The 18,786-nt window shown below is 57.8% G+C and carries 13 protein-coding genes; 9 read left to right on the top strand and 4 right to left on the bottom strand.

Annotated elements, in window-relative coordinates:
* The 3 genes from C7J97_RS05780 (at window position 1) to lacZ (ending at window position 5,963) form a co-directional block, all read left to right on the top strand.
* The gene (locus C7J97_RS05780) at window positions 1-1,164 is read left to right on the top strand and encodes a glycoside hydrolase family 88 protein (RefSeq protein ID WP_113993162.1); all 1,164 of its coding nucleotides are present in this window, start codon (window positions 1-3) and stop codon (window positions 1,162-1,164) included.
* Window positions 1,164-2,852 (top strand): DUF2264 domain-containing protein, encoded by a 1,689-nt coding sequence (locus C7J97_RS05775; protein WP_113993161.1) that lies wholly within the window; start codon window positions 1,164-1,166, stop codon window positions 2,850-2,852. Before C7J97_RS05780 ends, C7J97_RS05775 begins: the two co-directional genes overlap by 1 nt.
* A gap of 96 nt (window positions 2,853-2,948) precedes the next feature.
* Complete coding sequence (gene lacZ / locus C7J97_RS05770) at window positions 2,949-5,963, top strand: beta-galactosidase, LacZ type (protein WP_113993160.1); 3,015 nt, start codon at window positions 2,949-2,951, stop codon at window positions 5,961-5,963.
* On the opposite strand, the gene C7J97_RS05765 is transcribed toward lacZ, so the two are convergent.
* The gene (locus C7J97_RS05765; protein WP_113993159.1) at window positions 5,954-6,160 is read right to left on the bottom strand and encodes a hypothetical protein; all 207 of its coding nucleotides are present in this window, start codon (window positions 6,158-6,160) and stop codon (window positions 5,954-5,956) included. The genes lacZ and C7J97_RS05765 overlap by 10 nt on opposite strands.
* A 154-nt stretch (window positions 6,161-6,314) precedes the next feature.
* Window positions 6,315-7,226 (bottom strand): helix-turn-helix transcriptional regulator, encoded by a 912-nt coding sequence (locus C7J97_RS05760; RefSeq protein ID WP_049929305.1) that lies wholly within the window; start codon window positions 7,224-7,226, stop codon window positions 6,315-6,317.
* A gap of 340 nt (window positions 7,227-7,566) precedes the next feature.
* Between C7J97_RS05760 and C7J97_RS05755 the strand changes: the two genes are divergently transcribed.
* The 6 genes from C7J97_RS05755 to C7J97_RS05730 all read left to right on the top strand — a co-directional run bounded on the left by C7J97_RS05755 (window position 7,567) and on the right by C7J97_RS05730 (window position 16,006).
* Entirely contained in the window at window positions 7,567-8,598 is a 1,032-nt protein-coding gene (locus C7J97_RS05755) for a TRAP transporter substrate-binding protein (RefSeq protein ID WP_223451863.1), read from the top strand.
* A gap of 18 nt (window positions 8,599-8,616) precedes the next feature.
* On the top strand, window positions 8,617-9,126 hold the full coding sequence (locus C7J97_RS05750; protein WP_005920182.1) for a TRAP transporter small permease: 510 nt from the start codon (window positions 8,617-8,619) through the stop codon (window positions 9,124-9,126).
* A gap of 20 nt (window positions 9,127-9,146) precedes the next feature.
* Window positions 9,147-10,448 carry a TRAP transporter large permease gene (locus C7J97_RS05745; protein WP_005920183.1) on the top strand — a complete coding sequence of 434 codons (1,302 nt, stop codon included), beginning with the start codon at window positions 9,147-9,149 and terminating at the stop codon, window positions 10,446-10,448.
* Window positions 10,449-10,472: 24 nt separating this feature from the next.
* Entirely contained in the window at window positions 10,473-11,846 is a 1,374-nt protein-coding gene (locus C7J97_RS05740) for a glycoside hydrolase family 28 protein (protein WP_005920184.1), read from the top strand.
* Window positions 11,847-11,938: 92 nt separating this feature from the next.
* A complete protein-coding gene (locus tag C7J97_RS05735; protein WP_113993158.1) occupies window positions 11,939-13,108 on the top strand; it encodes an MFS transporter in 1,170 nt (389 codons plus the stop codon).
* A gap of 279 nt (window positions 13,109-13,387) precedes the next feature.
* Window positions 13,388-16,006, top strand: a complete 2,619-nt coding sequence (locus C7J97_RS05730; protein WP_341458548.1) for a family 78 glycoside hydrolase catalytic domain — start codon at window positions 13,388-13,390, stop codon at window positions 16,004-16,006.
* 110 nt (window positions 16,007-16,116) lie between these two features.
* On the opposite strand, the gene C7J97_RS05725 is transcribed toward C7J97_RS05730, so the two are convergent.
* On the bottom strand, window positions 16,117-16,965 hold the full coding sequence (locus C7J97_RS05725; protein WP_113993156.1) for a sugar phosphate isomerase/epimerase family protein: 849 nt from the start codon (window positions 16,963-16,965) through the stop codon (window positions 16,117-16,119).
* A 3-nt stretch (window positions 16,966-16,968) separates the two neighbouring features.
* The gene (locus tag C7J97_RS05720; RefSeq protein ID WP_113993155.1) at window positions 16,969-18,783 is read right to left on the bottom strand and encodes a family 43 glycosylhydrolase; all 1,815 of its coding nucleotides are present in this window, start codon (window positions 18,781-18,783) and stop codon (window positions 16,969-16,971) included.
* Window positions 18,784-18,786 lie beyond the last annotated feature (3 nt).

Here is an 18,786-nt window from a genome sequence, read left to right as displayed (position 1 = left end):
ATGATGAAAACCTACCAGAACCACGCTATGACCGACGCCGAGGCACGGCAGGCACTGGCCGATGCCTGCAAACAGGTGGAGACCAATCTGCCCCTGTACACCTACCAGTGCCAGAACCATTCCAGCGTGAACAATATCTACCCCGGCTGTGCCAATAACCAGTGGACCTGCGGCTTCTGGCCGGGGGAAATCTGGCTGGCCTACGAAGCCACCGGGGAGGAAAAATTCAAGACCGCCGCCCTCATTCAAGTGGACAGCTTTGCGGACCGCATTGCCCGCAAGGTGGAGGTTGACCACCACGATATGGGCTTTTTGTACAGCCCCACCTGTGTGGCAGCATGGAAGCTGGTGGGCAGCGAAAAGGGCAAAAACGCCGCCATTGCCGCCGCCGACCAGCTGCTGACCCGCTACCAGCCCAGAGGCCGCTTCTTGCAGGCATGGGGCACCATGGACGACCCCGACAACTACCGCTATATCATTGACTGTATGCTCAACGTGCCGCTGCTGTACTGGGCAGCGCAGGTGACCGGCAGCGACCACTACCGCGAGATCGCCGCCGCCCACACCGCCACTACGCTGGCAAACTCCTTCCGGCCGGACGGCAGCACCTACCACACCTTCTTTATGAACCCGGACGGCACCCCCAAGGGCGGCCGCACCTGTCAGGGCTACAAGGACGACAGCTTCTGGGCACGGGGACAGGCGTGGGGCGTGTACGGCAGCGCCATTGGCTACACCTACACCCACGATGAAAAGTTCCTCGAGGTGTTCCGCAAAGCGCTGGCGTTTTACCTTTCCCGCCTGCCGGAGGATATGATCCCCTGCTGGGATATGCTCTTTGCCCCGGAAAGCGGCGAACCCCGGGATTCCTCCTCTGCGGCCATCGTGGCCTGCGGCCTGCTGGAAGCGGCAAAGTATGTGGACGAAACAGAAGCTGCCCAGTGGCGCACGCTGGCACGGCAGATGCTGGCCAGCCTTGCCACAAATTATGCAGTAAAGCCCGGCACCCTCGGCTCCGGCCAGCTGCTGCACGGCACTTACAGCAAAAAAAGCCCCTACAACACCTGCACCCCGGAGGGCGTGGATGAATGTACGAGCTGGGGCGATTATTTTTACATGGAGGCGCTGACCCGCCTGACCAAAGACTGGGAGATGTACTGGTGATGAACTTGCAGACCAAAGCGGATTTTACCGCACTGATGCACAAATTTCTCGACCCGCTCAAGCCTTATTATTCCGCAGGCTGTGCCCGGCTGCATCTGGGCGAGACGGGTGTGACCTACAACCAAAATGCCATTGAGCTGGAAGCCTTCAGCCGCCCGCTGTGGGCGCTGGTGCCCTTCTGGGTAGGTGGCGGCTCTGACCCGGAATTTGAAAAAATCTACCGCAAGGGTCTTGCCACCGGCGCCGACCCGGAAAACCCCGAATACTGGGGCACCACCGGGGAGTACGACCAGTGTTATGTGGAGATGGCGGCTATTGCCTGCGGCATCCTCACCGCACCGGAAAAGCTGTGGACCCCGCTTTCTGACACCGAAAAACAGAACCTTGCCGCATGGCTGGGGCAGATCAACGCCCACACCATCCCGGACTGCAACTGGCAGTTTTTCCGCATCCTTGTAAACCTTGCCCTGAAAAGCGTGGGGATGCCTTACAGCCCGGAGCTGCTGGAGGACGGTCTTTGCAAAATCGACAGCTATTACAGCGGCGACGGCTGGTCCACCGATGGCGCCTCGGTGCAGAAGGATTACTACATCCCGTGGGCCATCCAGTATTACGGGCTGCTCTACTCTAAATTTGCCGCAGATACCGACCCCCGGCGTGCTGCCCTTTACCGCCAGCGCGCCCAGCTGTTCGCGCAGCAGTTCGTCTACTGGTTCGATGCCAATGGTGCAGCGCTGCCCTTTGGCCGCAGCCTGACCTACCGCTTTGCCCAGAACAGCTTCTGGGCGGCCTGCATCTGGGCAGGGCTGGAACCGCTGCCCCTGCCGGTGATGAAAGGGCTCATCGTCCGCAACTTCAACTGGTGGCTGGGGCAGAAAATGTTCGACCGGGACGGCATCCTGACCATCGGCTACTGCTACCCGCAGATGTACATGGCCGAGCGGTACAACGCCCCCGGCAGCCCCTACTGGGGCATGAAGAGCTTTTTGCTGCTTGCTCTGCCGGATGACCACCCCTTCTGGTCTGCCGAAGCCGCGCCCATGCCCGCATTGGAGCGGCTCAAGCCCATGCCATACGCCAATATGCTGGTGCAGCGCCGGGCGGGGCGGGTAACGGCCTATGCCGCCGGTGTCAACGAGGGGCACGGCCACGGACAGTTTCCGGAAAAGTACGCAAAATTTGCCTACGATACCCGCTTTGGCTTCTGCGCCTCCCGCAGCCGGGAGGTGCTCAATCAGGCCGCGCCCGACAGTATGCTGGCCTTTGTCATCGACGATAACGTGTTTGTGCGCAAGGTGAGCAAAACGTGGGAAATTGAAGCCGGGGCTGTGACTGCGCAGTGGTCGCCCTTCCCCGGCATTGAGGTGACCACTACCATCACCCCCACGGCCACCGGCCACCGCCGCCATCATGAGATTGACAGCAGTTTCGACTGCGAAGCCTACGACTGCGGTTTTGCCGTGCCGAACTTTGCACCGGGCTACGCCGAAAGCGTGGAAAACGACACCGCCGAAGCCCATTGCGACACCCTGCGCTGCACCGTGCGCGGCAGGGGAGAAGCAGTGGTCATCGGCTGCGACCCCAACACCAGCCTGTATTTTACCAACGTCCATCTGCCCGCCGTGAAGTACCGCATCCCCAAGGGACACACAGAACTGGACACCGAGATCCTTGACGAAGCGGACTGATGCCGCTTCTCTCCAGAAAAACAGTCGTTTTTATGCGGCTGTTTTTCTTATATTCTGTGCTATAATGAGAGCAGAAAATGCTGCGAGGTGACATTTATGCCTTTAAATAATCCTATCACATCGGCGCTTCTGGCCGACCCGGAAATTTTCCAGCAGAACCGCCTGCCCTTCCACGCCCATTTTGCGGACCAGACAAGCCCGGAAATGCCCCTGACCGTCAGCTTGGATGGCGAGTGGAACTTCCGCTATGCGGAAAACCTGACCGCACCCTTTACGGACTGGGATACCCTGACTGTGCCCGGCTTTATCCAGATGCAGAGCCTGCAAAAGCCCGGCCAGCCCTACGGCACGCCCCATTACGTCAACACCCAGTACCCGTGGGACGGCCACGAAAAGCTGCACCCCGGCGAAATTCCGCAGGATTATAACCCCATCGGGGAGTATCAGCGTAGTTTCACCCTGCCGGAAAGCTGGGCAAGCTGCTACCTGCGCCTGAACGGTGCCGACAGTGCCGCCGCCGTCTGGTGCAACGGCGTTTACATCGGCTACACCGAGGATACCTTCACTCCCGCTGAATTTGATATGACCGCCGCCGTCCACCCCGGCGAAAATACCCTGACGGTGCAGGTGTACCGTTTCTCCTCCGGCAGCTGGCTGGAAGATCAGGATTTCTGGCGCATGAGCGGCTTATTCCGCTCAGTAGAACTGTTCACCAAGCCGGAGCTCCATCTGGAAGATGTCTTTGTGAGGCAGAGCTTTGCAGATGATTTTTCCAGTGCTGCCGTCACCTTTGATTGCAAGGTCAGCGGCGCGGGAACGGTGTCGGTGGTGTTCAATGGGCAGGAGCAGTCCGCTGAGGTGGGCGAGCCTGCGGAATACGACAGCGGCGTGGTGTTCGGCAAAGGCGAAGCCGACCCGGACGTGGAGGAGGACGTGCAGGATGTCTCCTTCACCTTTGCGGTGACTGACCCCGCCCTGTGGAGCGCCGAGCAGCCGAACCTGTACGAGACAGAAATCGCCCTGCTGCGCGATGGTGCTCTGGTGGAGCGCACCGGCCTGAGAGTCGGTCTGCGCAGGTTTGAGCTGAAAGACCGCCAGATGCTTTTGAACGGCAAGCGTATCGTGTTTAAGGGCGTCAACCGCCACGAGTGGAGCTGCCGCACCGGGCGCACCGTCAGCCGGGAAGAGATGCTGTGGGACGTGAAAAACCTGAAGGCCCACAACGTCAACGCCGTGCGCACCAGCCACTACCCGGACGACCCGTATTTTCTGCAACTCTGCGATGAATACGGCCTGTACGTCATCGGGGAGACGAATCTGGAGACCCACGGCACATGGCAAAAGCTGGGCGCGGACGGCTCGGACGAATGGACGCTGCCCGGTGCGCGCCCGGAGTGGCGGGAAAATGTGCTTGCCCGCGCCGAAGCCATGCTGGAACGGGACAAAAACCACCCGGCCATCCTCATCTGGTCTTGCGGCAACGAGAGCCACGGCGGCAAGACCCTGTGGGAGATGAGCGAGTATTTCCGCCGCACCGACCCCAGCCGCCTTGTGCACTACGAGGGCATTTTCTGGAACCGGGAATACCCCGCTACCTCTGATATGGAAAGCCAGATGTATACCCCGGTGGCAGACATCAAAAAGTTTCTGGCAGAGCACCCGGAAAAACCTTTCATCATGTGCGAGTACAGTCACGCCATGGGCAACAGCTGCGGCGGCATCACCGACTACACCGAGTATGCCTACGAAGAACCGCTGTATCAGGGCGGGTTCATCTGGGAGTACATGGACCACGGCGTCGCGGTCACTGACCCGGACGGCAAGCCCTGCTTTGCCTACGGCGGCGACTTTGGCGACCGCCCCACCGACCGGGAATTCTGCGTGGACGGCCTTGTGCTGCCCGACCGCCGCAATACCCCCAAGATGGACGCCGTCAAGGCGGCCTACGCACCGCTGAAAATCACCCTGACCGACACCGAAGCCGTGATTGAAAACCGGAATCTCTTTACCGACCTGAGCGCCTACGACCTTGTGTTTGCATCCTCGGTCAACGGCAAGCCGGAGCGCTGGGCGGTGCTGCGGGCAGACTGCAAGCCCGGCGAAACCGTGCACATCGCGTTTCCGTTCGCTCTGCCGGAAACAGGGCTTGCCTGCATGACCGTTACCGCCATCCAGCGGGCTGCGCTGCCCGGCATCCCGGCGGGCTATGAAGCCGCTTTTGGGCAGGTATGGCACAACCATACCGCCGCCCGGCTGACCCTGCCCGCCCCACAGCTGGTGGAGATGGACTGCAACATCGGCGTGAAGGGCAAGGGCTTCGAGTATGTCTTTGGCCGTGGAAAGGGGCTTGTGTCCATCCGCTATAACGGCGTGCAGCTGCTGGACGATACCGTGCGTCCCAACTTCTGGCGTGCGCCTACCAACAACGACGAGGGCTGCGCAGAACCTTTTACATTTGCCTTCTGGAAAACCGCCGGTCTCTACGCCCGGTGCGATAACCTGACCGCTGAAACAAAGGGCGAATTTGTCATCGTCCGCGCAAACTACACCCTGCCAGATGGGCAGACGCTGCCCATTGATTTTGCCATCGATGGCGCAGGCCGCTGCGATATCACCATGACATGGCAGGGCGAGCACACCGAGCTGCCGGAGTTCGGGCTGCTCTTCCCGCTGCGCCGGGAGCTGACCGAGGTATCCTATCTGGGTCTTGGCCCCCAGGAGACCACCGCCGACCGCACCGCAGGCGGCAAAATGGGCGCTTGGAGCTACAATGTCCGGCAGGACTTTGCCCAGAACACCCCGGTCTACCCGCAGGAGTGCGGCAGCCGTACCGGCGTGTACCGCGCAGCGGTCACCGGCAGCGGATTGAACATAGGCATCGGCTTTGCAGGGGACAGCATGACCTTCTCGGCACTGCCCTATACGCCCCATGAGCTGGAAAATGCCCGCCATCTCTATGAGCTGCCCCGGGACGACAATAAGACGGTTGTCCGCTGCGCTGCCTTCCAGCGCGGTGTTGGCGGCGATAATAGCTGGGGCGCAAAACCACATGCAGACGACTGCTTTGCGGTGGAGAAGGAAACCTCGTTCCGTTTTACGATTCAAAAGTAAAAATTTACTTGGCTAAAGTGGTGGGGGATCATCGTGATACCCACCACTTTTGTCTTATTGCGAAACCGTAACGAGATAAAAATCAGTGCAACATATAAATAGTATATTGGCGATATGCAATCCAACGTTGTAGCTGCTACATTAAAAAGTTGAATTGCGGTATCCATGTTGTAGCGGCAGGAAAGCAGTTCCATCATAGTAGTGTCCTCCTGGACCTGGACTTGATTTTGGTGTGCGGTCACGCAAATCAATGCCGCCAAGTCGGTGGAGATAAAACGGCAAGGCCGCCTGCTGCCGCCAAGAAGAAAAAGGCTGTAATTCTATAAAAAGGACGGAAATCAGAGGAACCTATCAGGATTCTGTGCTCTGGTGGTCGATATCAAGAGACAAGCCGCCAACTTCACCGTGGATGGCCTTTATGTGGTAAGCGACATATTCGCGCGGATTGACACCGTAATTCTTTTTAAAGGAGCGGTAAAAGGCGTTATAATCAGAAAAACCGCATTTGGCCGGGATGGAAGAGATTGGTTCTTTTTTCATCAGCAGTCGTTTGGCTTCCAGCAGCCGCTGCTGGATGACATACTGGTAAAAGCTGATCTGCATATTCTGCTTGAACATGTGGGAAAAATTGTATTTGTCAATAAAAAGCGCCTTTGCCACCGTGTCCAGCGAAAGATCGCCGCTGAGGTTCAGATCGATATAATGCAGGGCGTTGCTCAGGACGCTTGGTTTCTGCGCCTTGGCAAAAACGTGCTCCCGATTATATAAGGAACGGTTGATGCCGATCAGGATGCGGAGAATGTCGGCCATGCCCTCACTGTGGTAACACAGGCTTTCCTCCCGGTAAGCGTGGGTCAGGGCTTCAAACTGCCCGAACCGGGCGCGGGAACTGTCCACGCTATCCCGAATCAAAAATGTTTTTGCATGACCCGGACGGAGAAAGTAATCGATGTCCGGGTCGATCTTTTTCATGGTATCAAAAGCCGGAGGACTGAGCCACAACACATACCGCTCATAGGGAATCTCAAAGTCCCGGAAGATGGGATGGTGCATAATGGCAGGTGGGATGATCAGCAGGTCTCCCGGTTTGAGCCGGAACATTTTGTCGTGGACAACATAATCCGCATTTCCGCTGACAAAGAGAAAAATTTCATAGAACTCATGGTAATGAGAAGCGACCGGAGGATAGCTGGCATCCTTGTAATGGTCGATCTCAAAATCCGGCTCGGCCATGTAATGTTTATCGGTTTTGACGACTTTCACAGAAAAATACCTCCAGTCAAAAAATTCTTTTGGGCTAGTTCATCATAACACGATGTACCAATATATGCAATGTTTTAACCAATAAATGCCAACAATTTTGCAGAAAAGGCTGGATTATACCAAGAAATGCAAGGTTTTTGCCAAAAAAGTCCTGTACATTACAACGCGTTTGCGCTATTTTTGTTGACAGAAAGCCTGTTGCACAAGGCAGAACAGAAATGGTAGGGAATGCGCAGCCCGAAGCCCTTTGCGGAAGGGACAAATTTCACTCTGACCGACAGGAGATCAAAACCGGTTTTGTACGCAGTCAATCAAACAAAGAAAACTGGAGATGTCAATCATGATAGGAACAAGACGTATTACTCGCCGCAGCTTTCTGGCTGCTGCAGGTCTTGCTGCCGTAGGCGCAAGCCTGTCGCTCACCGGATGCAGCGGCTCGGTTTCAGACGGCCTGAGCTCCAAGCATCTGCTGGTGGCACACAGCCACAGCGAAGCGCACCCGGTCAACGTTGGACTGCAGAAGATGACGGAAGTTGCTTCTGCTGAATCTGACCTGACCTTCAGCGTTTACCCCAATGGTCAGCTGGGCGACAACGCAGCAATGATCCAGCTGGTCAAGGCTGGCGTTCTGGATATTGCAAAGGTCTCTGCTTCCAGCATGGAGCAGTTCAACAGCGCATACGCCATCTTCTCGATGCCGTATGTGTTCGAGAGCACCGAGCAGTATTTTGCCGTTATGAACCAGAGCGAAGCGGTGCAGGAGATCTTCAAGAGCACCTACGATCAGGGCTTCTTTGCCATCGGCTGGTTCGATTCCGGCTCCCGCAGCATCTACACCACCAAAGACGGCCCCTGTGAAGGCCCCGCAGACCTGAAGGGTCTGAAGATCCGCACCCAGGACAGCCCCACGTCCATTGCCATGATCCGTGCCATGGGCGGCAGTGCAACGCCCATGTCCAGCGGCGAGACCTACACCGGTCTGCAGCAGGGCATTATTGACGGCGCAGAGAACAACGAGACAGTTCTGGTGCAGGACGGCCACGGTGAGGTCTGCAAGAGCTACACCTACACCCAGCACCAGATGGTGCCCGATATCGTTATCATCTCCACCGAGACTTGGGAAAGTCTGGACGAGGCCGAGCAGAGCGCCATCGTAAACGGCATGACCCAGGGCAACGAAGCACACGAGGCCGTATGGCAGGATCTGGTGCAGGAGAACATTGATGGTGCCAAGGAGATGGGCGTCCAGTTCTACACCATCGACAAGACGGCCTTTATCGAGGCTACCCAGTCCCTGCGCGACGAGTTCTGTGCCAAGAGCGCCGACAATGCCCGTTATTACGAGGACTTCCTGTCCTATGTACAGGCTTGATGAGGAGGGAAGCATACCATGTTGATCGTTAAATTCCGCGGCCTGATCGATAAGATCATTCAGGTCCTCAGCACCATTATCATGGGTGTCATGGTCATTGCTGTCTGCTGGCAGGTCATCACCCGCTACATCCTGAACAACCCCAGCACCGTGACCGAAGAAGCGCTGCGTTATCTGCTGATCTGGGTGACCATGGTGGGCGGTGCTTACGCATACGGCCGCCGCAAGCATCTGGCAATCACCGCGCTGAGCAAGCGTCTGTCCTTCAAGGGCCAGAAGATCCTGGATATCTTTGTGCAGGCTATGGTCATCCTGTTCTGCGTTGTTGTCATGATCGGCGGCGGCACGCGCCTTGTCAACACCGCTGCGGATCAGCTGAGCGCTGCGCTGCAGCTGCCCATGCCCCTGATCTACGCCAGCGTCCCTGTGGGTGCCATCCTGTTCATCTTCTACGCGCTCATCTTCATCGGTGAGGATCTGCGCGATATGAAGCAGGGCCCCAAGGCAGAGTCTGCCAAAGAAGCATAAAAAAGGAGGACGAACCTAAAATGGGTACTTTTCAAGTCGGTCTGCTCCTGATCGGCACGTTTGCGCTGCTGCTGGCGCTGAGCGTCCCGGTCTCGGTCAGTATCATCATTTCGTCGGTCGTGACCATGGCCTCCACCTTGTCTCTGGATCTGGGCACTTTCGTTGCCAGCCAGCGCATGGTGGGCGGCGTTGACAGCTTCTCGCTGCTGGCTGTCCCGTTCTACATCCTCTGCGGTGTTCTGATGAACACCGGCGGCATTGCACAGAAACTGATCGATTTCGCAAAAATTCTGGTCGGCCGCATCCCCGGTGGTCTGGCGCACACCAACATTCTGGGCAACACGCTGTTCGGCTCTCTGTCCGGTTCCTCCGTCGCAGCTTCCGTTGCTATCGGCGGCGTTCTGATCCCCATGGAGGAGAAGGAAGGCTACGATAAAAAGTTTGCCGCTGCCGTCAACATCGCTTCCGCACCTACCGGTCTGATCATTCCTCCTTCCGGCATCCTGATCATCTATCCGGTGCTGGCTGGCTGCTCTGTGGTGGGCATGATCATGTCCGGCTACATCCCCGGCCTGATGTGGGCACTGGCCTGCATGGTCGTGGCTTATGTCATCGCAAAGAAGAATCACTATCCCACTGCTGGTAAGGTTCCGGCTTCCGTTTTCTTCAAGTACTTCGTGGACGCCATCCCCAGCCTGCTGCTGATCGTCATCATCGTCGGCGGCGTTATGTCCGGCATCTTCACGGCAACGGAGTCCGCTGCCGTGGCTGTTGCCTACACCCTGTTCCTGTCCATCGTTGTTTACCGCAGCATCAAGATCAAGGATCTGCCCAAGATCCTGCTGGACGCCTGCGAGACCACCGCTGTCATCATGTTCCTGATCGCCGGCTCCAACGTCATGAGCTTTGTTATGAGCTTCACCGGCCTGCCCAGCGCCATCGGCAACGCACTGATCAGCGTTTCCAGCAACAAGTACGTCATCCTGCTCATCATCAACCTTGTCCTGCTGGTGGTTGGCTGCTTCATGGACATCACCCCGGCTGTCCTGATCTTCACCCCGATCTTCCTGCCCGTTGTCCAGTCCTTCGGTATGGACCCCATCCACTTCGGTATCATGATGGTCATGAACCTGGGTATCGGCAACATCACCCCGCCCGTTGGCAGCGCACTGTTCAGCGGCTGCTCAGTGGCAGATATGGACATGGAGGACATGATCAAACCGATCCTGCCGTTCTATGCGGCGATCTTCGTGGCGCTGATGCTGGTAGCTTATGTGCCTTGGTTCTCCATGGCGCTGCCCACCCTGTTCGGCGCAGTCTGATAATGTGAAAAGGAGCAAGTTTTCATGGTTTATTCAGTCACCAAGTATGGCGCTGTCGGCGATGGCGCAACCAATGATGCCGCTGCAATCCAGTCTGCCATTGATGCCTGCAACGCAGCAGGCGGCGGCCGCGTTGTACTGGAGGGCGGTCATACCTACTATTCCAGTTCTATCGAGCTGAAAAGCAACGTAGAGCTGCATCTGGAACAGGGCGCCCTTCTGAAAGCGCACTCCGATATCTCCACCTATTTCAACCCCAACGGCGATGATGCTTCCGTGGCAGCAGTTTCCGGCGCAAAGGCCGTGGATCGTCCGGTGGCAAAACCGGCTTACACCTTTATTCACGCCAAGGATGCAGACAACTTCTCCATCACGGGTCAGGGCGCAGTGGACGGCAATGTTTATGCCTTTATGAAGCGGGCAAGCCGTTACTACTTCAACGGTGATTTCTACCCCCGTCCCACCATGGTGTATGTGGAGCACTGCAACCACATCTCGTTCCATGACGTGACACTGCAGAACTCTCCGTTCTGGACGCTGCACCCTGCCGGATGCAACGATGTGCTGATCTCCAACATCCGGGTGCTGAACCCGCTGGACTGCACCAACTCCGACGGTATCGATCCGGATCACTCCACCAATGTGCGGATCATCGGCTGCCATGTCCAGTGTGCAGATGACTGCATCTGCCTCAAGACCACAGCAGGCAACAACGAGTACGGCCCCACCAAGAACGTCATCATCTCCAACTGCACGCTGACCTCTACCAGTGCCGCGATCAAGATCGGCACAGAGGGCGTGGCAGATTTCGAGAATATTCTGGTGGATAACTGCATCATTACCGGAAGCAACCGGGGTCTGTCCATCCAGATTCGCGACGGCGGCTGTGTGCGGAACGTGAGCTTCTCCAACATCATGATCGAGACCCGCCGCTTTGCCGAGTGCTGGTGGGGCTGCGCGGAGCCTATCGTGATGACGACCCACGACCGGAACGCCAACACCCACAGCGGCAGCATCGAGAATGTCCGCTTCTTCAACGTCACCTGCAAGGGTGAGAACGGTGTGTTCCTCTCCGGCAACGAGGAGAATCACATCAAGAACGTTCTGTTTGAAAATGTCAACGTCTGTCTGGAAGCTACCAGCAAGTGGGAGCGGGGAATGTACGATCTGCGTCCCATTCCGCCTGAAAAGGAAGGCATGCTGCATCAGAAGAGTGCAGCCATGTTCCTGCGCTGGGTAGATGGCGTCACCGTCCGGAACTCCACGCTGGGCTTTGCAGGCGAGGACCGTTCGGACTTCGCACAGGCGCTTCTTACTCAGAACTGCACCAACGTGCAGACCATGGGTCTGACTGCTGAGGCTGCCGCCCCGGAGTACCAGAGCATCGAACTGGGCTGAGCCGCCTATCAATAATGAGCAAGCCGCCGCATCGGCGCTGGCCCCTTTTGCTGGGTCGGGCCGGGCGGCGGCTTCTTTTGAGGGATAAACCAATGAACAAGAAAAAGAACATCATCACGTTTGCCGCGTTCCTGATCCTGATGGTGGGTCTGGGCGCGAACGATGCCATGCGGGGTATCTTTTCCACGATCTTCTCTGCCTACTTCCAGCTGAGTACCGCCCAGTTGTCCCAGATCGTCACCGTAAGCTACATCGGCAACCTCGTGTTTCTGGCCGTCGGCGGCTTCGGGGTGGATATTCTGGGCCGCCGCAAGGCCATGCTGCTGTATACCTTTTTGTGGAGCGCAGCCATGCTGCTGTTTGCCACCACGGACTCCTATCTGCTGCTGCTTGTGGGAATGTTTTTTGCCATGGGCACATCCACGCTGCTGAACACCAACATGAACCTGATCACGACCGGTATGTTTGCCGTTGCGCCCGGCTTTTTTGTGAACTTCCTGTTCTTCATTCAGGGCATCGGCACCAGCGGCAGCCAGAGCATCATTGGCAACTGGGCTACGGATATTTCCAGCTGGCACACCGTGGCATGGGGACTGCTGGCCATTGGCGCAGTGGCCATGGTGCTGTTCGTGCTGTTCCCCATGCCGGAAGTGCAGGAGCACAAAACGGAGGGGAAGGTATCGCCCAAGGAGATCATGAGCTGTCCGGCATTTCTGTCGTTGGTGCTGATCATCGGCCTGTATTTCATTGCAGAACATGGCATTATGAACTGGCTGGTGAGCTATGCTACCAATGCACTGGAAGTGCCCATGGGACAGGCGGCAAACTTTACCGCTGTTTTCTTCGGCTGTGTGATGGTGGGGCGTCTGGTGCTGAGCAGTCTGGTGGATAAGCTGGGCATCTACCGCTGCCTGCGGCTCTTCGCCACAAGCGCTGCGGTTCTGTACACCGCAGGTGTTCTGCTGGGTGCACCGGGTCTGTGGCTCCTGGCAGTCAGCGGTCTGCTGTTTTCCATCCTGTATCCGACCCTTGTCATGCTGATCCCGCGATACTGGCCTAGTCACGCAGCTTCCTCTGCATCGGGTCTGGTGCTGAGTGTGGCTTCGCTGGCGGATATCCTCTTCAATGCCGTGTTTGGCAGCTTGGTGGATGCCATCGGCTACCGGACCTCCTTCCTCATCATGCCTGCCTGCATGGTGGGATGCACGGCACTGCTCTGGTTGTTCTTTGCAAAAGCTAAAAAGCTGGAACGGTGCGATTAACGGGCATATACGGCCACGCAAACCAATGCCCTCAAGTTTTAAGCGAGCATAAAAAATACCGCCCACGCAGCGCTGCGTGGGCGGTATTTTTTTTTCTTACCCAAAGTATAACAGGAGAACCGCAGACAGTAAGGATGAAAAGTCGTGAAGCAAGATGAATTTTTTGAATTGTCATAAATAGCACGACTTTTTGACCGATAACACAAAATTTTGCACCCTTATTCCGTGAGATTCTCTTTATAATAAGAACAGAAATCAAACGGAAAAAAGGAGATGCGGATGATGCAAGCAACAAACCTGAAAACGAATCATTTGACCCAGCCTCTCGGTATAGATGCCGGGACGCTGTTTTTATCGTGGCAGTGCGCCGAAGGCGTGCGCCAGACTGCTTACGAAATCGAAGTGACCGCCGGAGCCGAAACGCTGTGGACAAGCGGAAAGGCTTTGGGCAGTGTGATGCACACCGAAACGCCCATCGCTGTACCGCCCAAGACGCAGGGACGGTGGCGTATCCGCCTGTGGGATGAAAATGACCAGCCCAGTACATGGAGCACCGCTTCCTTCGAGACCGGGCTTGCACAGGCAGACTGGCAGGGCGTGTGGGTCTGCCCGGAGACAGAAGAGCCGGATATCGGCTGCGCTGATGCCATCAACGCCTTTGCAAAGCCCAACTGGGAGCAGAAGCAGGCGGCGCTGGAAGCCTCCGGCAAAGGGCAGGCGCAGCCTTATCAGCCCCACCGCCCGGCAAGTTATCTGCGCAAAACGTTCACCGCCCCGGCGGGGCAGTGCAAGCGGCTGTACATTACCGCCAAGGGGTTGTATGCGGCATGGCTGAACGGCAAGCGTGTCGGCGACATGGTGCTTGCCCCCGGCAGCTTTACCGCAGACAAGCACCTTGGGGCACAGACCTACGATGTGACCGCACTTGTCCGTGACGGTGAAAATGAGCTGCTTATCGCATTGGGCGACGGCTGGTACCGCAGCACCTCCGGCGTGGATGGAGACCGTGACCTGTTCGGGAAAGAAGTGGCTGTCCTGTTCCAGCTGGAAGTGGACGGCAAGGCGGTCTGCGTTTCGGATGACGACATGGAGGCCACCCAGTGCGGCCCGATTCGCCAAAATGATATGCAGCAGGGCGAAGTGTACGATGCCCGGCTGGAAGGGGAGCTTTCCGGCTGGCATGGCGTAAAGACCGAGCCGAACTCCTTGCCCATCACCGGTATGAACACCGTGCCCATCCGGGAGCAGGAGGCCTTTGCGGGCAGGCTGCTGCGCACCCCCAACGGCGAGACTGTGCTGGACTTTGGGCAGAATATGGCTGGCTATGTGGAGATGAAGCTGACCGCCCATGCTGGGCAGAAGCTCCGGCTGCTGTGCGGCGAAGCACTGGACGAGAACGGCAACTTTACGCAGGAGAACTTTCAGGACCGGAACCGCCACAAGGAGGGCGGCACGGCGCAGATGCTGGAACTCGTCTGCAAAGAGAGCGAGAACCACTACAAGCCCAGCTTTACCATCATGGGATTCCGGTACGCAAAGGTGGAAACGGACATCGACCTGACCGGCGCAGAGTTTACTGCCCACGCCGTCTATTCGGAGCTGCCGGTTACCGGCAGCTTTGCGTGCGGCAACGCCGATGTGGATCAGCTGGTGAAAAACAGTGTGTGGAGCCAGAAGGGCAACTTCTGCGATATCCCCACCGACTGCCCCACCCGCGAGCGTGCTGGCTGGACGGGGGACATGGGGGTGTTCATCGAGACCGGTCTGACCCTGATGGACTGCTACCCGGTGGTGGAAAAATGGCTGGCAGAATGCCGCCTGAACCAGTACCCGGATGGACGCATGGCGAACATTGCGCCGCCCACCAGCCGCCCCGGCTACATGACCCCCATGCTCTGTATGTCGGCGGGCTGGGGCGATGCCGCCATTCTGGTGCCCTACGCCCTTTATAAGCGCACCGGCGACCGGAAAATTCTGGCGGACAACTACGAGATGATGCAAAAGTGGTATGGCTTCCTGCTGGGGCGTGCCCAGCAGACCACCGAGGAACAGCAGACCGGTGCATACGCCAAGTACACGGTGCTGAACGGCTTGGACTACGGCGAGTGGTGTGAGCCGGGCATTACCCCCATGCAGGCCATGATGAACCCGCGCAAAAGCGTGGGTACGGCCTATCTGGCTTATTCCGGGCGGCTTCTGGCGGAAATCGCGCAGGCGCTGGGCAAGGCAGAGGACGCAGTGCAGTACCGCGACACGGCAGAAAAGGCGGTAAAGGCGTACCGCGCCGCCTTTACGGACAACGGGAAAATCACTTCGGACCGCCAGTGCGAATACGTCCGCGCCATTGCCTTTGCACTGCTGGGCGAGGAGGAGAGCCAAGCCGCTGCGGATACCCTGAACCGGATGGTGGCGGAAAACGGCTACCACCTGAACACCGGCTTCCTTTCTACACCCTTCCTCTGCGAGGTGCTGGCAAAGTACGGCTATGCCGACACCGCCTATAAGCTGCTGTTACAGGACACCGCTCCCAGCTGGCTCTATGAAGTCAAGCAGGGCGCTACCACCGTCTGGGAGACATGGACGGGCATTGACGCAAACGGCCACCCCAGCGAATCCCTGAACCATTACTCCTACGGTGCCATCTGCGGCTGGCTGTTCGGCGGCGTGTGCGGCATCCGTCTGGCAGGGGAGACCCTGACCATCGCCCCCACCCCGAACCCGGCTCTGGGTTGGGCAAAAGCGGTGTACGATTCCCCGGTGGGGCGCATTGAAAGCGGCTGGCAGTATGCAGGCGATGCCGTGACCTACACCATCACCGTGCCCTGCAACAGAACCGCAGAAGTTACCCTCCCGGATGGCAGAAGTCTGACCTTGCAGCCGGGCACCCACACCCTGTAACGCAAAAAGATTCCCCGCAAAACACAACGCCCCGCACCGGAAGGAGTAACCGGTGCGGGGCATTGCTTTTATGGGGTAATGAAGAAGAAAAATGATGAGAAAATGGCAGATCAGAATTTTTGTGCAAGGTATTTTGCACTGAGCTGGAAGCTCTTGATGGGGGAATTGTCCACCCAGTTGCGGTGGCTTTCCAGAATGACGGCATCCACATCCATGGCAAGGGCCTGCGCCATCAGGCTGTCAAGGTCCATATTGCCGGTGCCCAGCTCCATGCTGTCGGTTTTCAGGATGGGTGTGATGGCGCTGCCGGTGATGCGGGTGCCCCGGTCGTTGATGTGCCACAGCTTCATGCGGGAGCCGAGCCGCTGCATCCAGGCCAGCGCATTCGCACCGCCCTCGGTGAACCAGTAGCTGTCAAACTCAAAGTTGACAAATTCGGGATTTGTTTCCTCGATTAAAATATCGTAGGCGCGCTTTTCTGCATTCACATGCCGCAGCTCGCAGTTGTGGTTGTGGTAGAGCAGGTGGATGCCCTCGGCTGCCAAGGTTTCGCCGGCTTTGTTCAGCCGCTGCGCAAGCTGGTGTATAACGGCTTCATCGCCGTAATCAAAGCGGTACATCCCGGTGATGACCACATACGGTGTGCCGAAGCTCTTGGCTTCCTCGGCCACTGCGTGGGCATCCCGCTCCAGAGAGCCTAGGTCGGTGTGCAGGCTGACCACCTTCAGGCCTGCCTCCTGCACCAGCTTGTGCCAGTCCAAGTTGCCGCCCTTGCCCACCGGCATTCCGGCGGCCTTGGTCAGCAGCTTTACCACAAAGCCAATGGGGTGGATCATAAATCCACACAGTTCAATGCCGTCGTACCCGGCGGCTTTCATGGCAGCAAGCGTTTCTCTTGCCTGCTGCTCGTTGCTCAGTACAGTGCCCAGCATAAATTGCTGCACGGCTTTGATGGGCATGGTTTACCCCTCCAGTTTGAAAATCTTACCCGGCGTGATGCCGTTTTCGTTAAAGCTGTCCACGCAGACATAGTATTCCTGCCCGGCGGTCAGGGTGGAAAGGGTCACTTCGTCTGCGTCATACACCAGCCAGCTCAGATAGAGTTTATCGGGCGCAGCGCCGTAGCGGACATTGCAGCCCTGTGTATTTTCGATGTGCTTCCAAGTGATCTTTGCATCCAGTGCATCTGTACGGGTCCCGGCAGCTTCGGCCTGTGCGGGCTTTGCATCCTCGCCGTTGCCGAACACCCGCAGACCGCTGATGCGCAGCGTCTGCCCATAGGGCAGTTCGCCGCCGGTGACCCGGACGTACCGGGCGCGGATGCCGTCTGCATATTCGTAGTAGCCGTTGGAGCACTCGCGCGCAACCGTTTCGCGGGTCGTCCAGTCTGCGCCGTTCACACTGGTCTCCACCGTGTAATGGGAAATCTGCGGGCGGGTCTCGATGTGGCGGGTCTTGCGGTCGTCGCCGTAGCTGTCCGCCGGGAAATCCACCACCAGCTTTTCATCTGCCATGTTTACCTGAATGGCACGGACATCATTCTCTTTGCCAAGGTCCACGCAGAGCCATTCGCCCGGCTCTGCACCGGCGGCACTCCACCAGCTGCGGCAGTCCTCGTTGACTGCCAGCTCCGGACTGCTGTTTTCTGCGGTGCTGGAAGCCGTGACCGGCTTTTTGTAACTCAGCAGCATCCATTCCGGCTGCTGGCTGGCGGCATCGAATTTGCCAGCCGGGATGCGGTGGGGGTAATCGGAAAAGTTCTGGTTGCAGTAAAGCACGCCGTCCTTGTCGAACCCGGCAGGGAACAGCCCCACCCGGCGCTCAAAGTCATAGTTGACGGAAATGCGCATGGTAGAGGCGTGCCACCAGTTGCCGTAGATGTCGGCAATGGTGCTGCCGTGGCCTGCGCCGGTGATGAATCCGCCGGGCTTTGCGGAAAACGGATTGGATGCCTGCTGCACAAAGGGACCCAGCGGAGAACGGGAGGTGTATACACCGTCGGCGTAGGTGTTGTACTGGGTGCCGGGGCAGGCGTACTGCAGATAGTAGGTGTCGCCGTGCTTTGTCATGAACGCACCCTCAATGTAGGGCTTGCCGATGGCGTTGAACATGGCAGTCAGGCTTTCGGCACTCAGGCCGGGGATGTTTGCCATCTGCGGCGGCAGATTCAGCTTGCCGGTCTTGGGGTCATAGAACTGCTTCATGGACTGGTACAGCACGCTGGCTTCCCGGTCTACGATGCCGTTGTTGCCGGGGCGTTCGTAGCCAAGGGTAGTTTCATTGCCGAAGATCAGCTCCTGTTTTTCACCGATGGGGGTCATGGTGTCCGGGTCCAGTTCCACGCCGTAGATAGGGGCGATGTTGGAACAGCCCCAGTAGAAGTACACCCGGCCATCGTCATCGCAGAACAGATCCGGGTCCAAGAAAGCAAAGGGCGCGGAAACCTCCGTAAACGGCTCGGTCAGGGGGTCAGCGGTGCGCAGGATGGGGCAGTTGCGCCCCTTGCGGCTGGCGCAGAAGTAGAGGTAATTGCCCACCTGCCGCACATCCGGCGCGTAGTCATAGATCAGCAGGTTGGGGTCTGCGTGGAAGTTCCAGTCCAGAAGATCCTCCGAGTACCAGAACCCCGCCGACATGGAAACGAACAGATAATATCTGCCTTTGAAGTACACCAGCGTCGGGTCTGCGCCCTCCCGGAAACCCGCCACGCGGGGGCCTTCCTTCATGTGCTGGTAACGGTAGCCCAGATCAAGAGGATTGCAATAGGTCTGTTTCATCGA

Origin of the sequence: Faecalibacterium prausnitzii (genome assembly GCF_003324185.1) — a bacterium.
GTDB lineage: Bacteria > Bacillota > Clostridia > Oscillospirales > Ruminococcaceae > Faecalibacterium > Faecalibacterium prausnitzii.
The sequence above is the reverse complement of the archived record's forward strand: the minus strand, read 5'-3'. Positions and strand labels throughout refer to the sequence as shown.

What these genes read in the sequence shown, in the direction of transcription:
- C7J97_RS05780 (WP_113993162.1), top strand. Translation starts at nt 1, where the DNA reads ATGATGAAAACCTACCAGAACCACGCTATGACCGACGCCGAGGCACGG.
- C7J97_RS05775 (WP_113993161.1), top strand. Translation starts at nt 1,164, where the DNA reads ATGAACTTGCAGACCAAAGCGGATTTTACCGCACTGATGCACAAATTT.
- lacZ (WP_113993160.1), top strand. Translation starts at nt 2,949, where the DNA reads ATGCCTTTAAATAATCCTATCACATCGGCGCTTCTGGCCGACCCGGAA.
- C7J97_RS05765 (WP_113993159.1), bottom strand. Translation starts at nt 6,160, where the DNA reads ATGATGGAACTGCTTTCCTGCCGCTACAACATGGATACCGCAATTCAA.
- C7J97_RS05755 (WP_223451863.1), top strand. Translation starts at nt 7,567, where the DNA reads ATGATAGGAACAAGACGTATTACTCGCCGCAGCTTTCTGGCTGCTGCA.
- C7J97_RS05750 (WP_005920182.1), top strand. Translation starts at nt 8,617, where the DNA reads ATGTTGATCGTTAAATTCCGCGGCCTGATCGATAAGATCATTCAGGTC.
- C7J97_RS05745 (WP_005920183.1), top strand. Translation starts at nt 9,147, where the DNA reads ATGGGTACTTTTCAAGTCGGTCTGCTCCTGATCGGCACGTTTGCGCTG.
- C7J97_RS05740 (WP_005920184.1), top strand. Translation starts at nt 10,473, where the DNA reads ATGGTTTATTCAGTCACCAAGTATGGCGCTGTCGGCGATGGCGCAACC.
- C7J97_RS05735 (WP_113993158.1), top strand. Translation starts at nt 11,939, where the DNA reads ATGAACAAGAAAAAGAACATCATCACGTTTGCCGCGTTCCTGATCCTG.
- C7J97_RS05730 (WP_341458548.1), top strand. Translation starts at nt 13,388, where the DNA reads ATGATGCAAGCAACAAACCTGAAAACGAATCATTTGACCCAGCCTCTC.
- C7J97_RS05725 (WP_113993156.1), bottom strand. Translation starts at nt 16,965, where the DNA reads ATGCCCATCAAAGCCGTGCAGCAATTTATGCTGGGCACTGTACTGAGC.
- C7J97_RS05720 (WP_113993155.1), bottom strand. Translation starts at nt 18,783, where the DNA reads ATGAAACAGACCTATTGCAATCCTCTTGATCTGGGCTACCGTTACCAG.